Source organism: Psychrobacter fozii, from assembly GCF_003217155.1.
GTDB lineage: Bacteria > Pseudomonadota > Gammaproteobacteria > Pseudomonadales > Moraxellaceae > Psychrobacter > Psychrobacter fozii.
The window spans coordinates 80,978-98,024 of sequence record NZ_QJSU01000012.1; the positions used below are offsets into that span (position 1 = coordinate 80,978).

At 41.9% G+C, this 17,047-nt stretch carries 15 protein-coding genes, 3 tRNA genes and 1 pseudogene; 7 read left to right on the forward strand and 12 right to left on the reverse strand.

Going from position 1 to position 17,047, the window contains the following annotated elements; translation table 11 throughout:
- Positions 1–41 precede the first annotated feature (41 nt).
- The 5 genes from betT to DFP82_RS13760 form a co-directional block, all read right to left on the reverse strand.
- Positions 42–2,087 carry a choline BCCT transporter BetT gene (betT, locus tag DFP82_RS13740; RefSeq protein WP_110924292.1) on the reverse strand — a complete coding sequence of 682 codons (2,046 nt, stop codon included), beginning with the start codon at positions 2,085–2,087 and terminating at the stop codon, positions 42–44.
- Between the two features lie 345 nt (positions 2,088–2,432).
- Entirely contained in the window at positions 2,433–4,130 is a 1,698-nt protein-coding gene (gene betA / locus DFP82_RS13745) for a choline dehydrogenase (protein ID WP_110924293.1), read from the reverse strand.
- A gap of 126 nt (positions 4,131–4,256) precedes the next feature.
- Positions 4,257–5,771: a betaine-aldehyde dehydrogenase gene (gene betB, locus DFP82_RS13750; RefSeq protein ID WP_110924294.1), complete on the reverse strand. Its 1,515-nt coding sequence runs from the start codon at positions 5,769–5,771 to the stop codon at positions 4,257–4,259.
- A 207-nt stretch (positions 5,772–5,978) separates the two neighbouring features.
- The gene (locus DFP82_RS13755; RefSeq protein WP_110924295.1) at positions 5,979–6,554 is read right to left on the reverse strand and encodes a TetR/AcrR family transcriptional regulator; all 576 of its coding nucleotides are present in this window, start codon (positions 6,552–6,554) and stop codon (positions 5,979–5,981) included.
- 1 nt (position 6,555) lies between these two features.
- Entirely contained in the window at positions 6,556–6,900 is a 345-nt protein-coding gene (locus DFP82_RS13760) for a DMT family transporter (RefSeq protein WP_110924296.1), read from the reverse strand.
- Between the two features lie 540 nt (positions 6,901–7,440).
- Here DFP82_RS13760 and DFP82_RS13765 point away from each other — a divergent pair.
- The 5 genes from DFP82_RS13765 to DFP82_RS13780 all read left to right on the forward strand — a co-directional run bounded on the left by DFP82_RS13765 (position 7,441) and on the right by DFP82_RS13780 (position 10,016).
- A tRNA-Asn gene (locus tag DFP82_RS13765) sits at positions 7,441–7,516 on the forward strand.
- 191 nt (positions 7,517–7,707) lie between these two features.
- Positions 7,708–8,061 carry a CopG family transcriptional regulator gene (locus DFP82_RS13770; RefSeq protein ID WP_110924297.1) on the forward strand — a complete coding sequence of 118 codons (354 nt, stop codon included), beginning with the start codon at positions 7,708–7,710 and terminating at the stop codon, positions 8,059–8,061.
- Between the two features lie 435 nt (positions 8,062–8,496).
- Complete coding sequence (locus tag DFP82_RS13775; protein WP_245905734.1) at positions 8,497–9,231, forward strand: hypothetical protein; 735 nt, start codon at positions 8,497–8,499, stop codon at positions 9,229–9,231.
- A gap of 27 nt (positions 9,232–9,258) precedes the next feature.
- Complete coding sequence (locus DFP82_RS14740) at positions 9,259–9,411, forward strand: hypothetical protein (RefSeq protein WP_181416331.1); 153 nt, start codon at positions 9,259–9,261, stop codon at positions 9,409–9,411.
- Between the two features lie 323 nt (positions 9,412–9,734).
- Positions 9,735–10,016, forward strand: a complete 282-nt coding sequence (locus tag DFP82_RS13780) for a hypothetical protein (RefSeq protein WP_110924298.1) — start codon at positions 9,735–9,737, stop codon at positions 10,014–10,016.
- An 88-nt stretch (positions 10,017–10,104) separates the two neighbouring features.
- Here the strand turns inward: DFP82_RS13780 and DFP82_RS13785 are convergent, their stop codons facing one another.
- The 3 genes from DFP82_RS13785 to DFP82_RS13795 all read right to left on the reverse strand — a co-directional run bounded on the left by DFP82_RS13785 (position 10,105) and on the right by DFP82_RS13795 (position 12,112).
- Positions 10,105–10,359, reverse strand: coding sequence for a hypothetical protein (locus DFP82_RS13785; protein WP_110924299.1), 255 nt, complete (start codon positions 10,357–10,359; stop codon positions 10,105–10,107).
- Positions 10,360–10,513: 154 nt separating this feature from the next.
- Complete coding sequence (locus tag DFP82_RS13790) at positions 10,514–11,083, reverse strand: hypothetical protein (protein ID WP_110924300.1); 570 nt, start codon at positions 11,081–11,083, stop codon at positions 10,514–10,516.
- A gap of 21 nt (positions 11,084–11,104) precedes the next feature.
- A complete protein-coding gene (locus DFP82_RS13795) occupies positions 11,105–12,112 on the reverse strand; it encodes a hypothetical protein (protein ID WP_110924301.1) in 1,008 nt (335 codons plus the stop codon).
- Positions 12,113–12,354: 242 nt separating this feature from the next.
- Here DFP82_RS13795 and DFP82_RS14965 point away from each other — a divergent pair.
- Positions 12,355–12,507, forward strand: a pseudogene (locus DFP82_RS14965) (multidrug DMT transporter); the annotation flags it as partial.
- A 194-nt stretch (positions 12,508–12,701) separates the two neighbouring features.
- On the opposite strand, the gene DFP82_RS13805 reads toward DFP82_RS14965, so the two are convergent.
- From DFP82_RS13805 to DFP82_RS13820, 4 genes are all read right to left on the reverse strand, one after another.
- Positions 12,702–12,792 (reverse strand) — tRNA-Ser (locus tag DFP82_RS13805).
- 83 nt (positions 12,793–12,875) lie between these two features.
- Positions 12,876–12,966: transfer RNA gene (locus DFP82_RS13810), tRNA-Ser, on the reverse strand.
- Between the two features lie 165 nt (positions 12,967–13,131).
- Positions 13,132–14,295: a type I glyceraldehyde-3-phosphate dehydrogenase gene (locus tag DFP82_RS13815; RefSeq protein WP_110924303.1), complete on the reverse strand. Its 1,164-nt coding sequence runs from the start codon at positions 14,293–14,295 to the stop codon at positions 13,132–13,134.
- Positions 14,296–14,478: 183 nt separating this feature from the next.
- On the reverse strand, positions 14,479–16,413 hold the full coding sequence (locus DFP82_RS13820) for an AAA family ATPase (RefSeq protein ID WP_110924304.1): 1,935 nt from the start codon (positions 16,411–16,413) through the stop codon (positions 14,479–14,481).
- A gap of 341 nt (positions 16,414–16,754) precedes the next feature.
- Between DFP82_RS13820 and DFP82_RS13825 the strand changes: the two genes are divergently transcribed.
- On the forward strand, positions 16,755–17,047 hold a 293-nt coding region (locus DFP82_RS13825), incomplete at its 3' end, for an aldehyde dehydrogenase family protein (RefSeq protein ID WP_146221344.1).

The window sequence follows — 17,047 nt, forward strand, 5'->3', positions numbered from 1 at the left end:
AATATGTTTACTTAAATATTCAGGACGTGTTGATAAATCAATTAACGCTCTAAATGTAGATACTGTAAATGACGCTCATACTGATTTAAGATATCGACCAATACTTGCTCTTTAGAGTAGCCAACCAAGTCATACTCTTGCGAGCCTTCGCTTAAGAACACTTCGGCACGATAATAGTACTCTGCATTCTTAGTTGAGGTACTCAATGTAAAGTTAGGACGCTCAGCTTTAATCAAGTTAACTTCATAAATAAAGTCATCTTCATCGCCATGTCCAACTCGCAATTTTAGACCATCTATTTGACCGCTACTCTCATCCATGCCTTCGTCTATATCTTGTCCGATATGTGCAGGGTTACGGATATCCAAAGATGTTTTTAGACCGCCTGCCGCAAACTCTTTTTCAACTTCCGTCATGGCAGGTCTGACCACATTTTGTAAGAACTGTTCCACTTGTGCATGTTTAGGGAAACTGACAATACGTTGCAAGCGTGCTTTCCAGCTCTTACCACTATCTAGCACGTTAGCTGTACCAATCGTACTGGCCTTACGTTTATTGCCTTCTTCTTTTAATGATCTCCACATCGATACCATATAGAGCACTAGAATGAGCGAGAATGGCAAACCTGCAATCACAGAGACTGACTGCAATGAAGCAAAACCACCGGCAAATAATAGTCCTAAGGTGATAAAGCCTGTTGCCGCTGCCCAAAACAAGCGTAACCAAACAGGGGCATCTGTGTCATTGGTCATGCCTCTTGAGCTCAAGTTCGCGAGTACTAACGCGCCTGAATCTGCTGAGGTCACAAAAAAGATAAGTCCAATAATCACACCAGCGAATGATAAAATATCGCTGTAGGGAAAGTGTTCAAACAGAGCAAACATGCCCATCGCTGCATCATTAACAGCGATTTCGCCCAGTTCAGTGGCACCATTGGCAACCAAGTCTATCGCTGAATTACCAAAGATAGAGAACCAAGCAAAGATGAAGCCAAGCGGGATAAACATCACGCCAAAGACAAACTCACGCAAGGTACGACCACGACTAATACGTGCGATAAATAATCCTACAAACGGTGCCCAAGCGACCCACCATGCCCAGAAAAATATCGTCCAACCTGATTTCCAGTCGGCACCAGCTTGACCATCATAAGCATAAACATCAAAGGTTTTGAAAATAATGGTTTGGAAATACTGTCCGATATTTTGAGTAAAGGTATTGAGCAAATAGACCGTATTACCCATTACTAATATCGCAATCAATAGCAATATAGACGATAGCATGTTGAATTCAGAGAGACGGCGTACGCCTTTCTCAACACCCGTCATCGCAGAGACAGCTGCCGCCGCAACAACACAGACAATAATAATTGTCTGAACAGTTTTGCTCGATTCGATACCGAAGACATGAGTCAAGCCAGCATTGGCCTGCAATACCCCAATACCCAAACTGGTGGCGATACCCATCAAGGTACAAACAACACCAAAGGTATCAATACCATCACCAAGCCAGCCTTTGATGAGTCGTTCACCAAAGATAGGCGTCAACGGCGAACGTAGCGCCAATGGCATGTTTTTACGATAAGCAAAGTATGCCAATGCCATACCGATCAAGGCATAGATACCCCAGCCATGTAGCCCCCAATGTAAAAAGGTCTGCGCAAGTGCTTCGCGCATGGCCTCGGCACTGGCAGGTTCTAAACCAGTATGCGGTGTCAAATAATGCATCAAAGGCTCAGAGGCACCAAAGAACAATAAATCAATACCGATACCAGCGGAGAACAGCATCGCCGCCCATGCTAGGAAAGGAAACTGTGCTTTTTCGTGGTCTTGCCCAAGCTTGATATCACCGTACTTGGAGAAACCAACAAACAAGGAAAATATACTGTAAGCGGCAACCACCAGCATGTAATACCAGCCAAAGCTCTCTGATATCCATGACATACTCGAACTTAACAATGTCTCACTATAAGTTGGAAACGCAATCGTCCAAATTATCAATAAAATAGAAATAATAGCTGAGCCTAAAAAAACCGTCTTATTTAGAGTCAGGGGTTTTGCCGCATCCTTTGATGGCGAGCTGTACATAAAAGACCTCAATAGGTAAATTAAACAGGGTCTGATATTGCTTTGTCCGTCATAATCTTATGACTGATAGTCATAAGATTATGACGGACAAAGCAGTACCAATAAATAAAGATTTGCTACTTAAGTAATGATCATTTCAGTAATTGCTACTTCAATAATTAGCACTTAAGCAACAAGGTAAGTTATTAAAAAACCAATCTTAATCGTATTCATTTTCTAAAACAGTAGAGGGGATAAAAAAGACCTTTATAAAAAGGCCTTCTTATCAATATTATTCATAAACGCTATGTCATGTAGCTATTTTATATCGCTATGTAGACAGTCGTCTATTTATTCATGCTTAATTTAAACAGAACCATAAGCCCGCATCGGCTCAGCTCTCAATGGCGCACCATTAGCAGTAAAGTAATCTACTGTCGAACGTGGTAACTGCACACCGCGCATCTTATCGACGATTTTTTCTGCCAACATAATGGTAGTCGCGTTGAGATTACCACTGATGATGTTGGGCATGATAGAGGCATCAACGACGCGTAAGCCATCAATACCATGTACCAGTCCTTCGCCATTGACGACCGAATCATTGTCTTCGCCCATCGCACAAGTACAAGATGGATGATAGGCCGTCTCACTGTGATTACGGACATACTCGTCTAACTGCGCGTCGGTCACTAGATCATCGGTTGGTGCAATCGAGCGACCACGATAAGGGTCAAGCGCTGGCTGATGCATAATCTCACGAGTGATACGCATAGCAGCACGGAACTCTTGCCAGTCTTGATCATGAGACATGTAGTTAAACAAGATACTTGGATGAGCGCTTGGATCTTTCGATGTCAGTTTGACACGACCTCGACTTGGCGAGCGTAATGAGCCCACGTGCGCTTGGAAGCTATGAGACTTCACTGCACTACGACCATCATAACGTACCGCTAGTGGCAAGAAGTGATACTGAATATTAGGGTGCGTGAATTTTTCATCGGTACGAATAAAGCCACCACCTTCGAACTGATTTGACGCGCCAAGACCCGTACCGTTGAATAACCACTCAGCACCGATGGCTGGCTTGTTCCACCATTTATTGGCAGGTGCAATCGACACTGGTAGCTTACATTCGTACTGCATATACAGCTCTAAATGATCTTGCAGATTATTACCAACACCCGGCAAATCTATAATTTCATTGACACCCAAATCCTTTAGCCATTGACCAGGGCCAATACCAGAACGCTGCAATAATTGTGGCGAAGCAATCGCACCAGAAGAGACTATCACTTCACGAGAGGCATGAAAGTTTTTGGTTTGACCTTGATGCTCGACTTTGACACCAATAGCACGCTTACCATCAAACAAGATTACATCAGTCAATGCACCCGTCAAAATCGTAATATTACTGCGCGGTTTGGCACGGTCCAGATAACCACGAGCCGTTGAAGCGCGGCGACCATTAGGCGTCACGAAACGATCCATTGGCCCAAAGCCTTCTTGCTGATAGCCATTTAAATCGTCGGTACTTGGATAGCCAGCTTGCACGCCCGCTTCAATCATCGCCTGAAACAATGGATTGACCCCTGGTTTTGAGGTCGTCATCTCAACAGGACCACCTACACCATGATAGTCATTCTCGCCAGCATCGCGGTTTTCTAACTTTTTAAAATAAGGTAGGCAATCCAGATACGTCCAATCTTCTAGGCCTTTAATCTTAGACCAATCATCAAAATCCAATGCGTTACCACGGATATAACACATACCGTTAATCAGTGACGAGCCGCCAAGTCCTTTACCGCGACCGCAGTCCATAACGCGGTTATTCATATACGGCTCAGGATCGGTTTTGTAGCCCCAGTTATAGGTTGTTCCTTGCAACGGCATGGCGAGCGCTGCTGGCATCTGCGTACGAAAATCTAAGCGATGGTCTGGACGACCCGCTTCTAGTAGCAGCACCTTAATGTTGGCATCTTCGGTCAAACGCGTGGCCAGCACGTTGCCTGCTGATCCTGCGCCAACGATGATGTAGTCATACTCAGGTGTGGTTGATGTCATAAAACGCTCCATAATATTGAAAAATAAATCATTTACTATCAGTAAAGTCGAACAAAAAACAAATTAGCTCTACTGAACTACTTTACTGATTAAAAAACTGATCAAAAACTTTCTCAATAAAAGTAATTAAAAGACTGATTCAAACTTACCCAACTCTACTTGGATAGATTTGGTCTGCGTATAATGCTCAAGGGCCTCAATGCCATTTTCGCGGCCAACACCTGAATGCTTGTAACCGCCGACTGGCATTTGAGCGGCTGACTCGCCCCATGTATTTAACCAGCAGATACCTGCTTCAATTTGAGCGATTACTCGATGTGCTCGGGTCAAGTCAGCAGTCACGACGCCAGCTGCCAATCCATATTCGGTATCATTGGCACGGCGAATAACTTCTTCTTCAGTCTCATAAGTCAATATCGACATCACTGGGCCAAAGATTTCTTCACGTACGATAGTCATCTCATCGGTGCAGTCAGTGAATACAGTCGGGGCAACGAATGCGCCATTTGCCAATTCGCCTGTTGTCACACGGTCACCACCTGTTAGCAAGCGTGCACCGCTAGCTTTACCTTGCTCGATATAGCCAAGCACTCTTTCCATATGTGGGAAGCTGACTAGTGGGCCCATGTTGATATTTTCATCCATTGGATCACCCAACTTAATACGCTCAACACGCGTCAAAATCGCTTGCTCAAACTTAGTTTGCATCGCTTTAGGAATAAACACACGCGTACCATTGGTACATACCTGACCACTGCTATAGAAGTTCGCCATCATCGCGATATCCGCCGCCGTATCGATATCTGCATCATCAAATATGATTAATGGCGACTTGCCACCAAGCTCTAAAGTTACGTCTTTTAGAGATGAGCTTGCCGCACTCGACATGACTTTTTTACCCGTCGGTACGCCACCGGTAAACGAGACTTTGGCGATATCAGGATGCTGGGTTAAGGCCTCACCCACTTTATAATTGCCTTGCACGACGTTGAATACGCCATCTGGTAAACCTGCTTCTGTCAAAATTTCTGCCAGTTTTAACGCGGTCAACGGTGTCACTTCTGACGGCTTAAAGATCATCGCATTACCAGCGGCTAGTGCTGGTGCTGCCTTCCACATCGCGATTTGAATCGGATAATTCCATGCACCAATACCAGCGACCACGCCAAGTGGCTCACGGCGAGTATAGACAAAGCTGGTATCACGCAATGGAATCTGACGACCCTCTATCATCGGTGCAAGACCTGCATAGTACTCAACCACGTCAGCACCCGTAACGATATCGACATACTTGGTTTCAGAATACGCTTTACCTGTGTCTTTCGTTTCGAGCAATGCCAACACATCGTTGCGGTCGCGCAATATCTCAACGGCCTTTGATAAGATTCGACCACGCTCAACCGCTGTCAATGCTGCCCAAACTTTTTGACCTTTTTGCGCGGCTTTAACGGCTTCATCAATTTGCTCGTTACTCGTTTGCTGAATCGTCGCCAGCACTTCACCAGTCGCTGGATTGATATCTTCAAAAGTCGTCAGCGTTTCATCTACCGCCAAGTAACGACCATTGATATAAGCAGTTTGTATTTGTTCTAAGTCGATAATGTCTGTTAAGTTATTTGAGTTTGTATGAGTAGCTGTCATGGAGTGCTCCTTACGACGACTGGTACAAGCGCTATAAAATTACGCCTACCGAATAATTTCGTCATGGTTTCAGTTTTAAAAATAAAAGTTGCATCGTTATATGATGAAAAGTCGTTATGTAGTTAAAAGTCGTTATGTGACTAAGAATCGTTATGTTCTTTAATAAATTTTTGGGTGCGGCACTTTAATTAACGTGCTACATCATGCTTATGAATCAAAGCCACGTTGCGTCATTTTTATTAGACGCTCACGTAGCGATTTCTTATCCGAGATATTGATACCTGAAAAGTCAGAAAGCCAAATCCCATCAGCGACTAAACGCACTATACATAGTGTCTCATTATTATCGGTTGCTTCATGCTTTTGTAATTGCTCATTTGACCACTTGGCCCACAATTCACGCAGCTCACTATCGCCTAGCATCAATACATATAGCGTCGCTTGACTGTCAAACTCTTCCTGCCCTTTTTCGCCTAGACTGATGGTGGCATCTATATAAGCACGGGTAAAAGAGCCATAACGCACTGGATCTTTCGCCATTGCGCTATCTACCTCTGCCTCAAACTTCGCCATCGCATCATGAAACACTTCAAGAATGAGCGCGTTTTTAGTGGCGAAATGGTGCATGATGCCGCCTTTGGTCACCCCAACCGCATCTGCCACGGCTTGGAAAGTGACTTTCGACAACCCTTGCTCTAGCGTTATTCGTGCGGCCTGATCGAGCAGCGCGCGACGAATAACTTCTGGTTGTTTTTTACGTTTATGAGCGTTTTCAATTTCCATATCAGTGCACCACAGAATTAGAGAGTAAATTCATCACCATCACACCGCCTACAATCATAGCAATACCAACCACTGCCGCTGTATCAAGGCTTTGCTTAAAAAACACCAAGCCAACGAGCGATGTCAATACGATTCCGAGTCCGCCCCATAGCGCATAGGCAATACCAAGCGGTATAGTCTTCAGGGTCTGCGTCAACAAGTAAAATGAGATGACATAAAGCAAACCCATAATGAGCGTCGGTACCAAACGCGTGAACTGCTCTGACTTCATTAAGAAGGTAGTGCCGATCACTTCACAAATGATGGCAATGGCTAAATAACCATAAGCAATAGTGGTAGGACTCATATTTAACATACCTTTTTCGAATCAAGCATATTTCTCGATTCAGTATCAATTAGTCATAATAAATTGTTTGAGCATGTATTAAAGATACCGTACGGTCGGTATTCTATAGACATATTCTAGCAATGTGAAGGGCTAACTCATAAGTTTTTTGTTTCAAGTGATGTATGTATTGCGTTAATATTCAAAAAGATAGGCGAGTTGTCTAATCAAATATAGGCCTGAAACCTAAGCGCAAAGACGGATGCAAGGTTACTTCGACTACTTATCAGAACCACTTTTCTCTTTGGTCAAGGCACTTAATAAAATTATCGATGATCGAGCCAATAAATAACAACTTGAGACTCACCTATCTACCAGAACTGCCCATTTAACAGGCGATAACGAGCTATTTTGAATTAATTACAACAATATTGATAATTAATGGCGTAATAAGGTTGACAGCCTATGATGACTTGGCTAAAATACGCCCCACATAACGCAAACAAGATAAGCAATTATTCTTATATAATGCTTACTAAACTTACTGTTATGACAACTTATTCTCCAATAGCTCAGTTGGTAGAGCAACGGACTGTTAATCCGTGTGTCCCTGGTTCGAGCCCAGGTTGGAGAGCCATATACTGAAAACCTTCATCATTACTTGATGAAGGTTTTTTTTATGGTCGCCATTTATATATGTGATGGTCACAATATTCGCATGGCTACTGTGTTCTTTTGTGCATTTTTGTTGTATGGTAAGTGAAGTATTGATTGGGTTAATTTTTGTCTGAGCGCTTTACTCCTACTCACTAAAAGTAATGGTTTATTATGATACCTGTACGTGTAAAAAATAGATTTTCTGATCATCCACAAAAAATCATGCGTCCAGTCAGCATTCGCCTGTCTGAAGAAATGATTTCGCTACTAGAAGCGACTTCGTCGGATTTAGGTTTTAAACGTATTCAAGGTCTTATCCGCCTATATATTCGTCAGGGTCTTGATCGCGATCATCAGGATTATACGTTAGCCCATGATGAAGTTTTTATCGAAACACTACGTAAGCGCGGTGTTAGCCAGCATATTATTGATGAAGCTATTGTTGTGACGCATAATAATAATATTACGCATTCATTATCTGAGCTACAAGAAAACGATCAAGCTAATGACCAAACTAATAACTAGCCAGCTGCATTAAAAGCAACATGCCAATGTGTATTGAATAACAATAACCGTTCAAAACCACTATTAATCGTCAGCTTTTACGGCTTTTAATAAAAAAAGACTGAGTCCGCCTAATCGCACTCAGTCTTTTTTTATGGGCAGCATAAACATATCCTTTGCTAGTCCTTACTATCATCCACTCTGACCAACACCCCTCCTACCCTTTCTGCTGTCACAAACATAAAAACATATCTGTTTTATTTCCATACTCCCTTTAGCGATAATTAAACACAAGCAATCTTCAAACGAGGTATATTAATGAAAAGACCACTATAGTCGGTTCAATATAATGTCGATATCAAAAAACCAAGCGACGATAACGATGTAGCAGATTTATATAAACGTGACTATATTATCGCTCTTTATTTTTCATAGGGGTTTACAAGGAGGTGTACGATGATGGGTTTATATCAGCGTTTAGACAAAGCGTTGTTACTAGCAGTTGCTTTGGCAGTGCTGCCAGTCGTTTCTGCGTGCTCACAGCCACAAACTGATCCAAACAAAAAAACAATACCGACCAACTCTGACCAATGGCAAAAAAAGCTCGGTACTACCTTTGAGCAGCTACCCAAGGCTGATCAACAAGTCCTTAGCCGCTATATGTTGCGTATGAAGCTCAGCGGCGCTTATGAGTCAGGCGCGATGCCACGTACCACTATCAAACAAGCCCTCATACAGCAACGTGAATACGAGCGCTTACATCCAAACAACCCTACCGGTAAGAAGAGCCCTATCGTCAAGGGTCAGCAAGCAGCAACCGCTAACGCACAGAATTACCCTATCGCCCTGTTGCCAGTCAAGACTAGCGACGACGACAGCTTAAACCAAGTAAAACTACAGTTCATGCTATCAAACCACGGTCAGGTCGCTATTCAAAGCTTTAAAGGGACGCTAATCATGCAAGATGCCAAGCTGACGAAAGGCAAAAGGTTCAACGTGCCCTCGACACAGTTTGATCCGCCCATTCAACCAGAGCAGTCTGGCAAAATCATCATTGAGAGTAGCATAGAAGACATCAACGTCATGCGTGCCATAAAAAACACCAAGGACATGACCATTATGATTAGCGAAGGTGTTTTGACGTTAGAGGATGGACAAACCGTGGAGTTTGATGAGTCGCTAATGAAATAAAGGATGTCATTAGAAGTGAGCATAATCGTGATTATACGGCAAATGGGTAACCAATTTCGCTACAGCATTGAGGTCAGGCAAGGCAATTATGATAATGTTGCGACGAGCGATCAAGATAAAAAAGATGCGACACGTAAGGCAGTCGATACCAATGGCACAAAGGCTAAGACGAAAAACTAAAAGGTATTTATAAGAGTAAAAATGCGGCGACGGTATCTGCTCATGCTGAATCTAAACGCATAAAAGACCAACAAGTAAAATTTAGTATTAACCTAGATTATGCCTACTCTGCGGTGTCCACTGAACACTCTATCACCTTACGAGGATTTAAGGTGGCGATTGATGCACTCAAATGTATAGTTGATAAAGCGATACATAGGCTATAGCAATTCTGGCGTATTGACAACGCAGCTTAATTTATTATCAGACCTAGCATTAAAGTAAAGTAAGTGCTACCTTTGACATTCTTTGCAATTTTAGAATTTTAATATAGGAGTAACGAGATGAGTGATAGAGGTACTAAAGACGAAGCATTTATTGGTGATGCATACACAGGAGTAGTTGATAGACGCAATATCGCTGATCAGTCTTTATATAACGGATATATGAAGGATGAGATACCATCAGGTCAACTGGCTGTATTTATTACAGCTGTTAAAATATACAACAAACAAAACATCTTAAGCGACCAAGATGTTGAAAAAGCTGAAGAAGCTAAAACCTTTGGTGACGTCAGAAACTTAGTTGACGAGTTTCATCCTAAATGGCTAGCATCTAGAAACTAAGTATACGCTGAAATGGACAGTCCGTAAGGCGGCGAGTAATTATAGCAAGTTTGATGCACTGACTACTCAACTGGACTTATTGGCCCCGTTAAATCAAATCATTTTTATTATCTATAGCTTCAATAAAGGCAACTTCTTGACGAGTGATTAGGTATATGGGATTTCCTTTTGGACTCAAAGTCAAATTAAGCAAATTTACTTGTGACAGCATATAAATATCATCTTCAATAAATTTTAGCTCAGAAGACTCAATAGTTTTCCTATAATACCCATCAAATCGCTTCGCTAATTTTTCTAACTCAAAATGTGACTTTTGATATTCATCAACGATAAATTGATTCATTTGCGCAGTGGTAGGCTCTGAGGTGTCTTCTAGCTTTTGTAATGCGTCATCTATGACGCTGTCATAGTAGGTTTATATAGATTTCCCAAACCCCAAAAACCAGCTATGGCTAAGACTATTACACTTAGTGTTATCAAAAACCCTTTACTCATTATTACTGATTTCCCCTAAGCCGTTTGACCGCACTTTTTCGACCTTCCTCTTTTAGCTCTTGTAATGCTAATTTCGCTTTATAATCTGCAATATCGCGGTAGATATAGTAAGCATTAATAACGCTTATTGACCAAGCAGCTACGTAAGCAATAGCAAACAGTTTTATTATTCTAATATATTTCTCTTGAACAAGAAAAACCTCAGTTACGCCATCATCAGCTATAGTAGTTGCATCCAGCGTACTGATGATGATACTTAGAATGATGAGTGATAAGAAGTAGAATAAAATCACTTTTAGTAGAGCACTAGAACGACCAACTATAGCTCCTTGTAGCCTATTAAATTCTGATTCTAATATCTTGGTTTGGTCTCTGGTATCATTCAGCTTAATAAATACTTGAGCTAAAAGTGCAATCACAACAAAAGCTGATGGTTGATACCATTTAAAATCTATAATGAGTACTAATGAATTATTATAAAATGCAAAAATTAGGGCACAGGTAACTAGAACGATGGTTATAACAGCCATCGTAAAAGAATAAACCCCATTTTTGTCATATAAAAAACTCATTAGAAGCACCTTAGGAACACTTTAACTATCACTTATATTATCTTCTAAAAAAGCAAAAAAATCCTTTTTTAACTGTATGTGATTTATACCTGTTTTGAAAGTTTCGACTCTAATTTTTGAATGGAGTCTAAAATCCTTACCTGTAAGTTTTCCACCTTCATAGGCAATTTCAAAATCCTCATCATCTAAATTTACAAAAGATGTCGCTACAGTATCAATCAACTCTTGACCTGCATCAGAAATTTTACCTTTATTGCCTTTTCGACGTAACACGACATCTATGTATAAATTATCATCTTCAAGAGTGTCAGCTATCTTAGATGTAAGCTGTTTACCCAAATTCAAGCTCTTCAAAAATGCAAGGCCGAAATTAGATTTTGAAGAGTCAAGTGTGAAATTAGCAGTTTTGAACCCTTGTATTTCAGTATCTATATCTGGTTTGGTTAAGAGCTGCTGACTAATCTTTACTTGCTTAGCGGGTTTTTTAGCAAGCTGCTGTCTGGCTTCAACGCTTGGTTTGTCTTTGAAAAGTATTATTGAGTCATTAAGTAAATCGGCACCTTCAGCCCCAAGTAAGTGATTTAAATACTCGCCTAAGCGATTTATTTTTAAAGATGTGGTTTGGATAACAACCAAATGATTTTCAAAAACACCAAAATATAAAGTGTTATCCACAAACTCTTTTTGATAGCTATCGATCGCATCTTCACTCAAAGATACATCATCCACAGTCACTGTCGCTTGTTTGTACCTTTGAACTCCTTTTTTTACCTGTAAAATGGTTTGAGATTTATTTTTCTCAATATATACAAGCTCTCCGTAAAACATACCGTTGTGACTACTAATCTCGTTGAGAACATAGTAGTCACCAGAAGTCGGATTGGGACAAAAGTGTCTGTTTTCTGTCATTTCAAACTTACAATTTTCTTCAAGGAACGCCTTATTTAAAAGCTCACTCAATGGTTTAGAGCCTTTGATGATCGCTTGTTTATAATATGCAGTTCGAGTTTTCTTTGTACTTACAGCCACTTATTATCCCTCATTTAGATAAAAACAACATGAATTTGTAGAAATACACGACAACTGTTGTCGTTTTTTCAATTCTAAACTATCCATCTCTCTTTATCTAATTCTATTTCTCTTATTGGAACTTTACCAAGTCATATTTGAAATCAAAGTCACTCATACTTACTTAATGATTATTTTGCTCTGATTCCACTATGACATGCCAAGACACTGTACATAATGCCTCGTTCTGAGGCGTTAAGTTTGAGTACTTTGGCGTCGATAACAGCGTAGATAAATCACTGGTGACTCATCAAGCACCATATGCTAATAAAGCCACCATAACTTATATGGAGAATAATTCTCGCTCTATCAGTATGACTGCAATTATAGACGGTGCGGACTATGGGCAAATCTGACTGTCCGTATGGAGCAAGAATGACAACCATATTATCTAAGGCGGCTATTTATTTATAGTCCACAACAAAGCATTCATAGCGGTATAGCACAAATAACTGACCCATAACACTAACCTCAAATTACAGGCATTAAAAAAGCCTGCACAAGGCAGGCTTAGTAAGATTTTTAGCAATTGCTGCTATTATCTCGAATTTGGAGGAGACGGAGAGATTCGAACTCTCGAAGGGCTACAAACCCTTGTCGGTTTTCAAGACCGGTGCATTCAACCACTCTGCCACGTCTCCATTTGTGCATCATTATAACGATATAAAATAAAAATGCAACAAAAAAAGCCGCAATCATTATTAATGATTGCGGCTTTCGAATTTGGAGGAGACGGAGAGATTCGAACTCTCGAAGGGCTACGAACCCTTGTCGGTTTTCAAGACCGGTGCATTCAACCACTCTGCCACGTCTCCATAGGTGCATCATTATAGCGATATAAAATGAGATTGCAAGCAATTAATTGAACGAATTTAAATTATTTTGCTGCTGTCCTTGATTCCGTTTAAAAGAGCGTCAAGGCAACTGAGTACAGGTGTATAGGTGATACTTCAAGCGAGATTAACGCTGTAGCTCTTTTATCAAGGATTGACTATAGGTTTTTTATTAGATGCCAGATGTAGGCACATATCGAGCAACCTATTGGCATAACCCCACTCATTATCATACCAAGCAAAAACCTTATATTGCTCACCCACCTGCATCAACTGCTGCCCATCGATGATAAGCGACTCTGTCTGATGGATGAAATCACTGGAAACCAATGGTTCCTCGGTATAAGCCATAATATCAATCAAACCACCTTGGCTAGCCGATTTCAGCACGTCACGAATATCATCGACACTCACGTTAGGCGCATCAAACACAAAAGTCACGTCAATGGCGGCAACATCGATAGTTGGCACTCGAATAGAATGCCCATTTATTTTTCCTATCATCGCTGGTAGCACCCGCTCTGTCGCAGCGATACTGCTAGAAGTGGTCGGAATAATATTATAGCCAGAAGCCCGCGCGCGTCTCGGATCTCGATGCGCCTGATCGAGTACCGTTTGGTCAGCCGTGACCGCGTGAATCTCAGTCATCATCGCTGACCTAACACCAAAGGCAGTATCAAGGGTTGCAATCAATGGCACCAGTGCTTGCGTGGTACAAGAGACACTCGATATAATCGGCAGCTCACGCGTTAACTCGTCCGTGTTGACGCCCATAACGATGCAAGCATCCACATCATCAAAAGGTGCTGCACCAATAATCACTTGCTGCGCTCCAGCCGCTCTATGTAGCTGAGATTGCTCATAAGAGCGGAAATGACCCGTGCACTCTAGTACCACATCGACGCCCAACGCCTCCCAAGGCAGATTTTTTGGATCTGCCTCCGACAGCATATTGATACAGTAGGTTAGATTACTCTTCGTTAGACAGAGCTGAGTCTTGCTGGTATCGTCGGCTCCACTCTCTACAATCTCGGCACTAACGCCCAGTCGGCTCAAACGCCCATGTGTACTATCAAACTTTAATAAATGCAGCAAGATATCCGCTGGCGCTAAATCATTAATCGCCACCACATGAATCGCACGACCTAACACTTCAAAGCGTTCTAGCAGTGCGCGCAATACATTGCGTCCTATACGCCCAAAACCATTAATAGCCACTCTCAATGGCTGTGTGTGCTCACCAGTGGCATAAAGCGCTGCTACAATAGGGTCAGACGTTAATTGGTACGTGGCGCTAGAAAAATCAGGCATAACAAGTTATCGCTATAAGGAGAGGTATAAAGTTGAGCACTGCAATTTCAGCACTACAATGGAACAAAAACCATGCGCTTTAATGGTTTTAACAATAGGTTCAATATTAGGGCATGTTGCCCATTCACAAGTAGGCACACAAGTGCGTACTGCTGATTGCCATAGTCGCATGCAAAACAAGCGTTAAGGCGTTATAAAAATAAGTGCCAATCGAATGGTGTTGTAGTCAATGCTTTGCTTCAGATGGTCAAATATCGGACGCAGCTTAATACTACCATCATCATTAAAATCATTTGGATTATTGGCAACTTTAATCACCACATAAGCATTACCAACGGCAGTCATCACCTCGTCTTCTGGACGCAGATGGTCGCAAGCCAAACTTGGGTCTTGAGATTTTAATTCGCCGATATGGCGCATGATGGTTGACTGTGACAGCTGACGGGCTTGAGAGATTTCTGCAATAGATAAACTCTCTTCTAATAGTATTCTGGTCGCTAGCAATGTACTGTCCGACTTATCAGACACCTGATTGCCCATTTTTTGCTTTTTATCTACCTGCGCCTGCTGTTGCTCACGGCGCTTCTTTTGCAGATTGGCATAGCCATCAATCACTGACTTACTCAGTGTGCCGCCTGATTTTAGAACGAACTTCTCATGTGCCTGCGTCATACTCTCTTCATCGAGCATCGCATAGTTAGCATCAGCTTCCTCAGATAGCACCAGAAATCGCTTGTCTGCACCGCGAGCTAATGGATCCAGCTGCAAACTCATGTCGTTCATACCCAGCAACTGCAATCCTGCTAGCGACTTGAGCCTTGATAATGCCACATAACCTTGTCCTAACTCAAAGGTACGCGACAAATCTATCTCAGCGGCATCTAATGTCATGCCTTGTGACTTATGAATAGTAATCGCCCATGCCAGACAAAGCGGCACTTGCTCATAGCTCGCTAGCACTTCACCCGTCTCATCTTCGATGATCCACTCTTCAGGCTCAGCGATAACTTCACGCCCTGAGTTAAGCCTAACCACTGGCATTTTTTGTGTCGTTGGCTTTTTGGCTTTTGGTTTTTCTTTGTCTTTTTTAGTTTTATTCTTTGCATTTTTGGCAGATGCTTCATCACTGGCGGCAGTGCTGTCGATATCATCATCTTCAATCAAAGCATCACTGGTGTCTTTGCTATCGTCGATTTTTACAGCAGCAAAACCTATCAGTTCACCCATCGTACCGTTAGAAACACCAAGCTCGGTGTTGTTTTTGATAAACATCACCTTTGAGCCAACTTTAAGCACTAAATCATCTTGAGTGCGTACTGTCTTCTTGAGTGTCTCAACCAGCTTACTATCACCCGTAGACGTGGCTTCAAAGCGCATCATCTCACCAGACAGTGCCGCCAATTCTTTATCATTGATTTTATTGACGTTGAGATTATGCGTATACAGACGTGTACGCTTGATATCGACGTTTTGGTCAAAGGTAGCTTCTAGCGCAGCAATCGCATCAAAAGTAACTTCTTGACGACGAATTTGGTTCAAAATATCGTCCAAATCAAGACCACCGTTGGCCGCCTCGCTCACTTGTCGATGCTGCTCAGATAAGTAACAAATATGAAACTTGGCATCGAGCCATGCTTCAGACATAAAAGCAAACTTCTCACGGTTGCTCTCGCCCTTACTACCAATTGGCGGTAGCTGAAAAAAGTCCCCTGCAACCACCACCTGAATACCGCCAAAGGCTTTGTCGTTTTTGCGCACATGTTTGAGTACTTGACTCACCAAATTAATTTGCTTGGCATGCAGCATCGATATCTCATCAATGATGAGTACCGCCGTGTCCTTTAATCTATCTGCTAAAAACTGTTTGCGTGACAACGTGGTCAAGTCGCGGTCGCTTAGCTCATCTTTGATACCGATACCCGACCAACTATGAATGGTCGTACCGTTCATATGCGTGGCCGCAATACCCGTACTGGCAGTGACCGCCACAGGTACACGGCGTGCACGTAGATAATCGATGTATTGATTGAGTGTATAGGTCTTACCTGAACCTGCTGAGCCAGTCAAAAAGACATTTTGACCTGTTTTTAGGATATCAAGAGCAGAAGATTGACGCATATATTCAAACCAACCAATAACTTAGAAGAAAAAGAAAAGAGAGCAGCCATCAGCAATTTTATAAATGCCGTAGCTTAAAATATTGGCAATAATTATAACAGCTACATCCACTTTACGAACCCTTTTAACTAACACATTTTCCATAACTAAATTTTATGAGTTCATTCATTAGTTATTATTAAAAGTGAGTATAACTCTGCTCAAAAGTTGAGTAGTATGAAATGAGAACTTGATCAGGAAGATTCGGTGGCGATGAGATAAGCCGTTATTTTACACGATGATGTAATAAATAATTGCTTATATATGACTTGCCTCATACATAAAACAACAAGGAGCAGTTAATGTTATATCCCTATCCAAATACAGAAAAAAGCCAAGTCCAATTCCGCGAAAAATACGACAACTTCATCAATGGTGAATGGGTCGCACCTGTTGATGGTGAATACTTTGACAACACCAGTCCCATAGATGGCAAAGTCATCTGCCAAGTTGCCCGTTCAAAAGAAGCTGATATCGAAAAAGCCCTAGATGCGGCTCATGCTGCCAAAGATGCGTGGGGCAAAACCAGTGTGACCGAACGCGCCAACATCCTCCTCAAAATTGCTGACAAAATGGAAGCCAATCTTGAGTCTAT

Coding starts and splice junctions, on each gene's coding strand:
- betT (WP_110924292.1), bottom strand. CDS start 2,087: ATGTACAGCTCGCCATCAAAGGATGCGGCAAAACCCCTGACTCTAAAT.
- betA (WP_110924293.1), bottom strand. CDS start 4,130: ATGACATCAACCACACCTGAGTATGACTACATCATCGTTGGCGCAGGA.
- betB (WP_110924294.1), bottom strand. CDS start 5,771: ATGACAGCTACTCATACAAACTCAAATAACTTAACAGACATTATCGAC.
- DFP82_RS13755 (WP_110924295.1), bottom strand. CDS start 6,554: ATGGAAATTGAAAACGCTCATAAACGTAAAAAACAACCAGAAGTTATT.
- DFP82_RS13760 (WP_110924296.1), bottom strand. CDS start 6,900: ATGAGTCCTACCACTATTGCTTATGGTTATTTAGCCATTGCCATCATT.
- DFP82_RS13770 (WP_110924297.1), top strand. CDS start 7,708: ATGATACCTGTACGTGTAAAAAATAGATTTTCTGATCATCCACAAAAA.
- DFP82_RS13775 (WP_245905734.1), top strand. CDS start 8,497: ATGATGGGTTTATATCAGCGTTTAGACAAAGCGTTGTTACTAGCAGTT.
- DFP82_RS13780 (WP_110924298.1), top strand. CDS start 9,735: ATGAGTGATAGAGGTACTAAAGACGAAGCATTTATTGGTGATGCATAC.
- DFP82_RS13785 (WP_110924299.1), bottom strand. CDS start 10,359: ATGAATCAATTTATCGTTGATGAATATCAAAAGTCACATTTTGAGTTA.
- DFP82_RS13790 (WP_110924300.1), bottom strand. CDS start 11,083: ATGAGTTTTTTATATGACAAAAATGGGGTTTATTCTTTTACGATGGCT.
- DFP82_RS13815 (WP_110924303.1), bottom strand. CDS start 14,295: ATGCCTGATTTTTCTAGCGCCACGTACCAATTAACGTCTGACCCTATT.
- DFP82_RS13820 (WP_110924304.1), bottom strand. CDS start 16,413: ATGCGTCAATCTTCTGCTCTTGATATCCTAAAAACAGGTCAAAATGTC.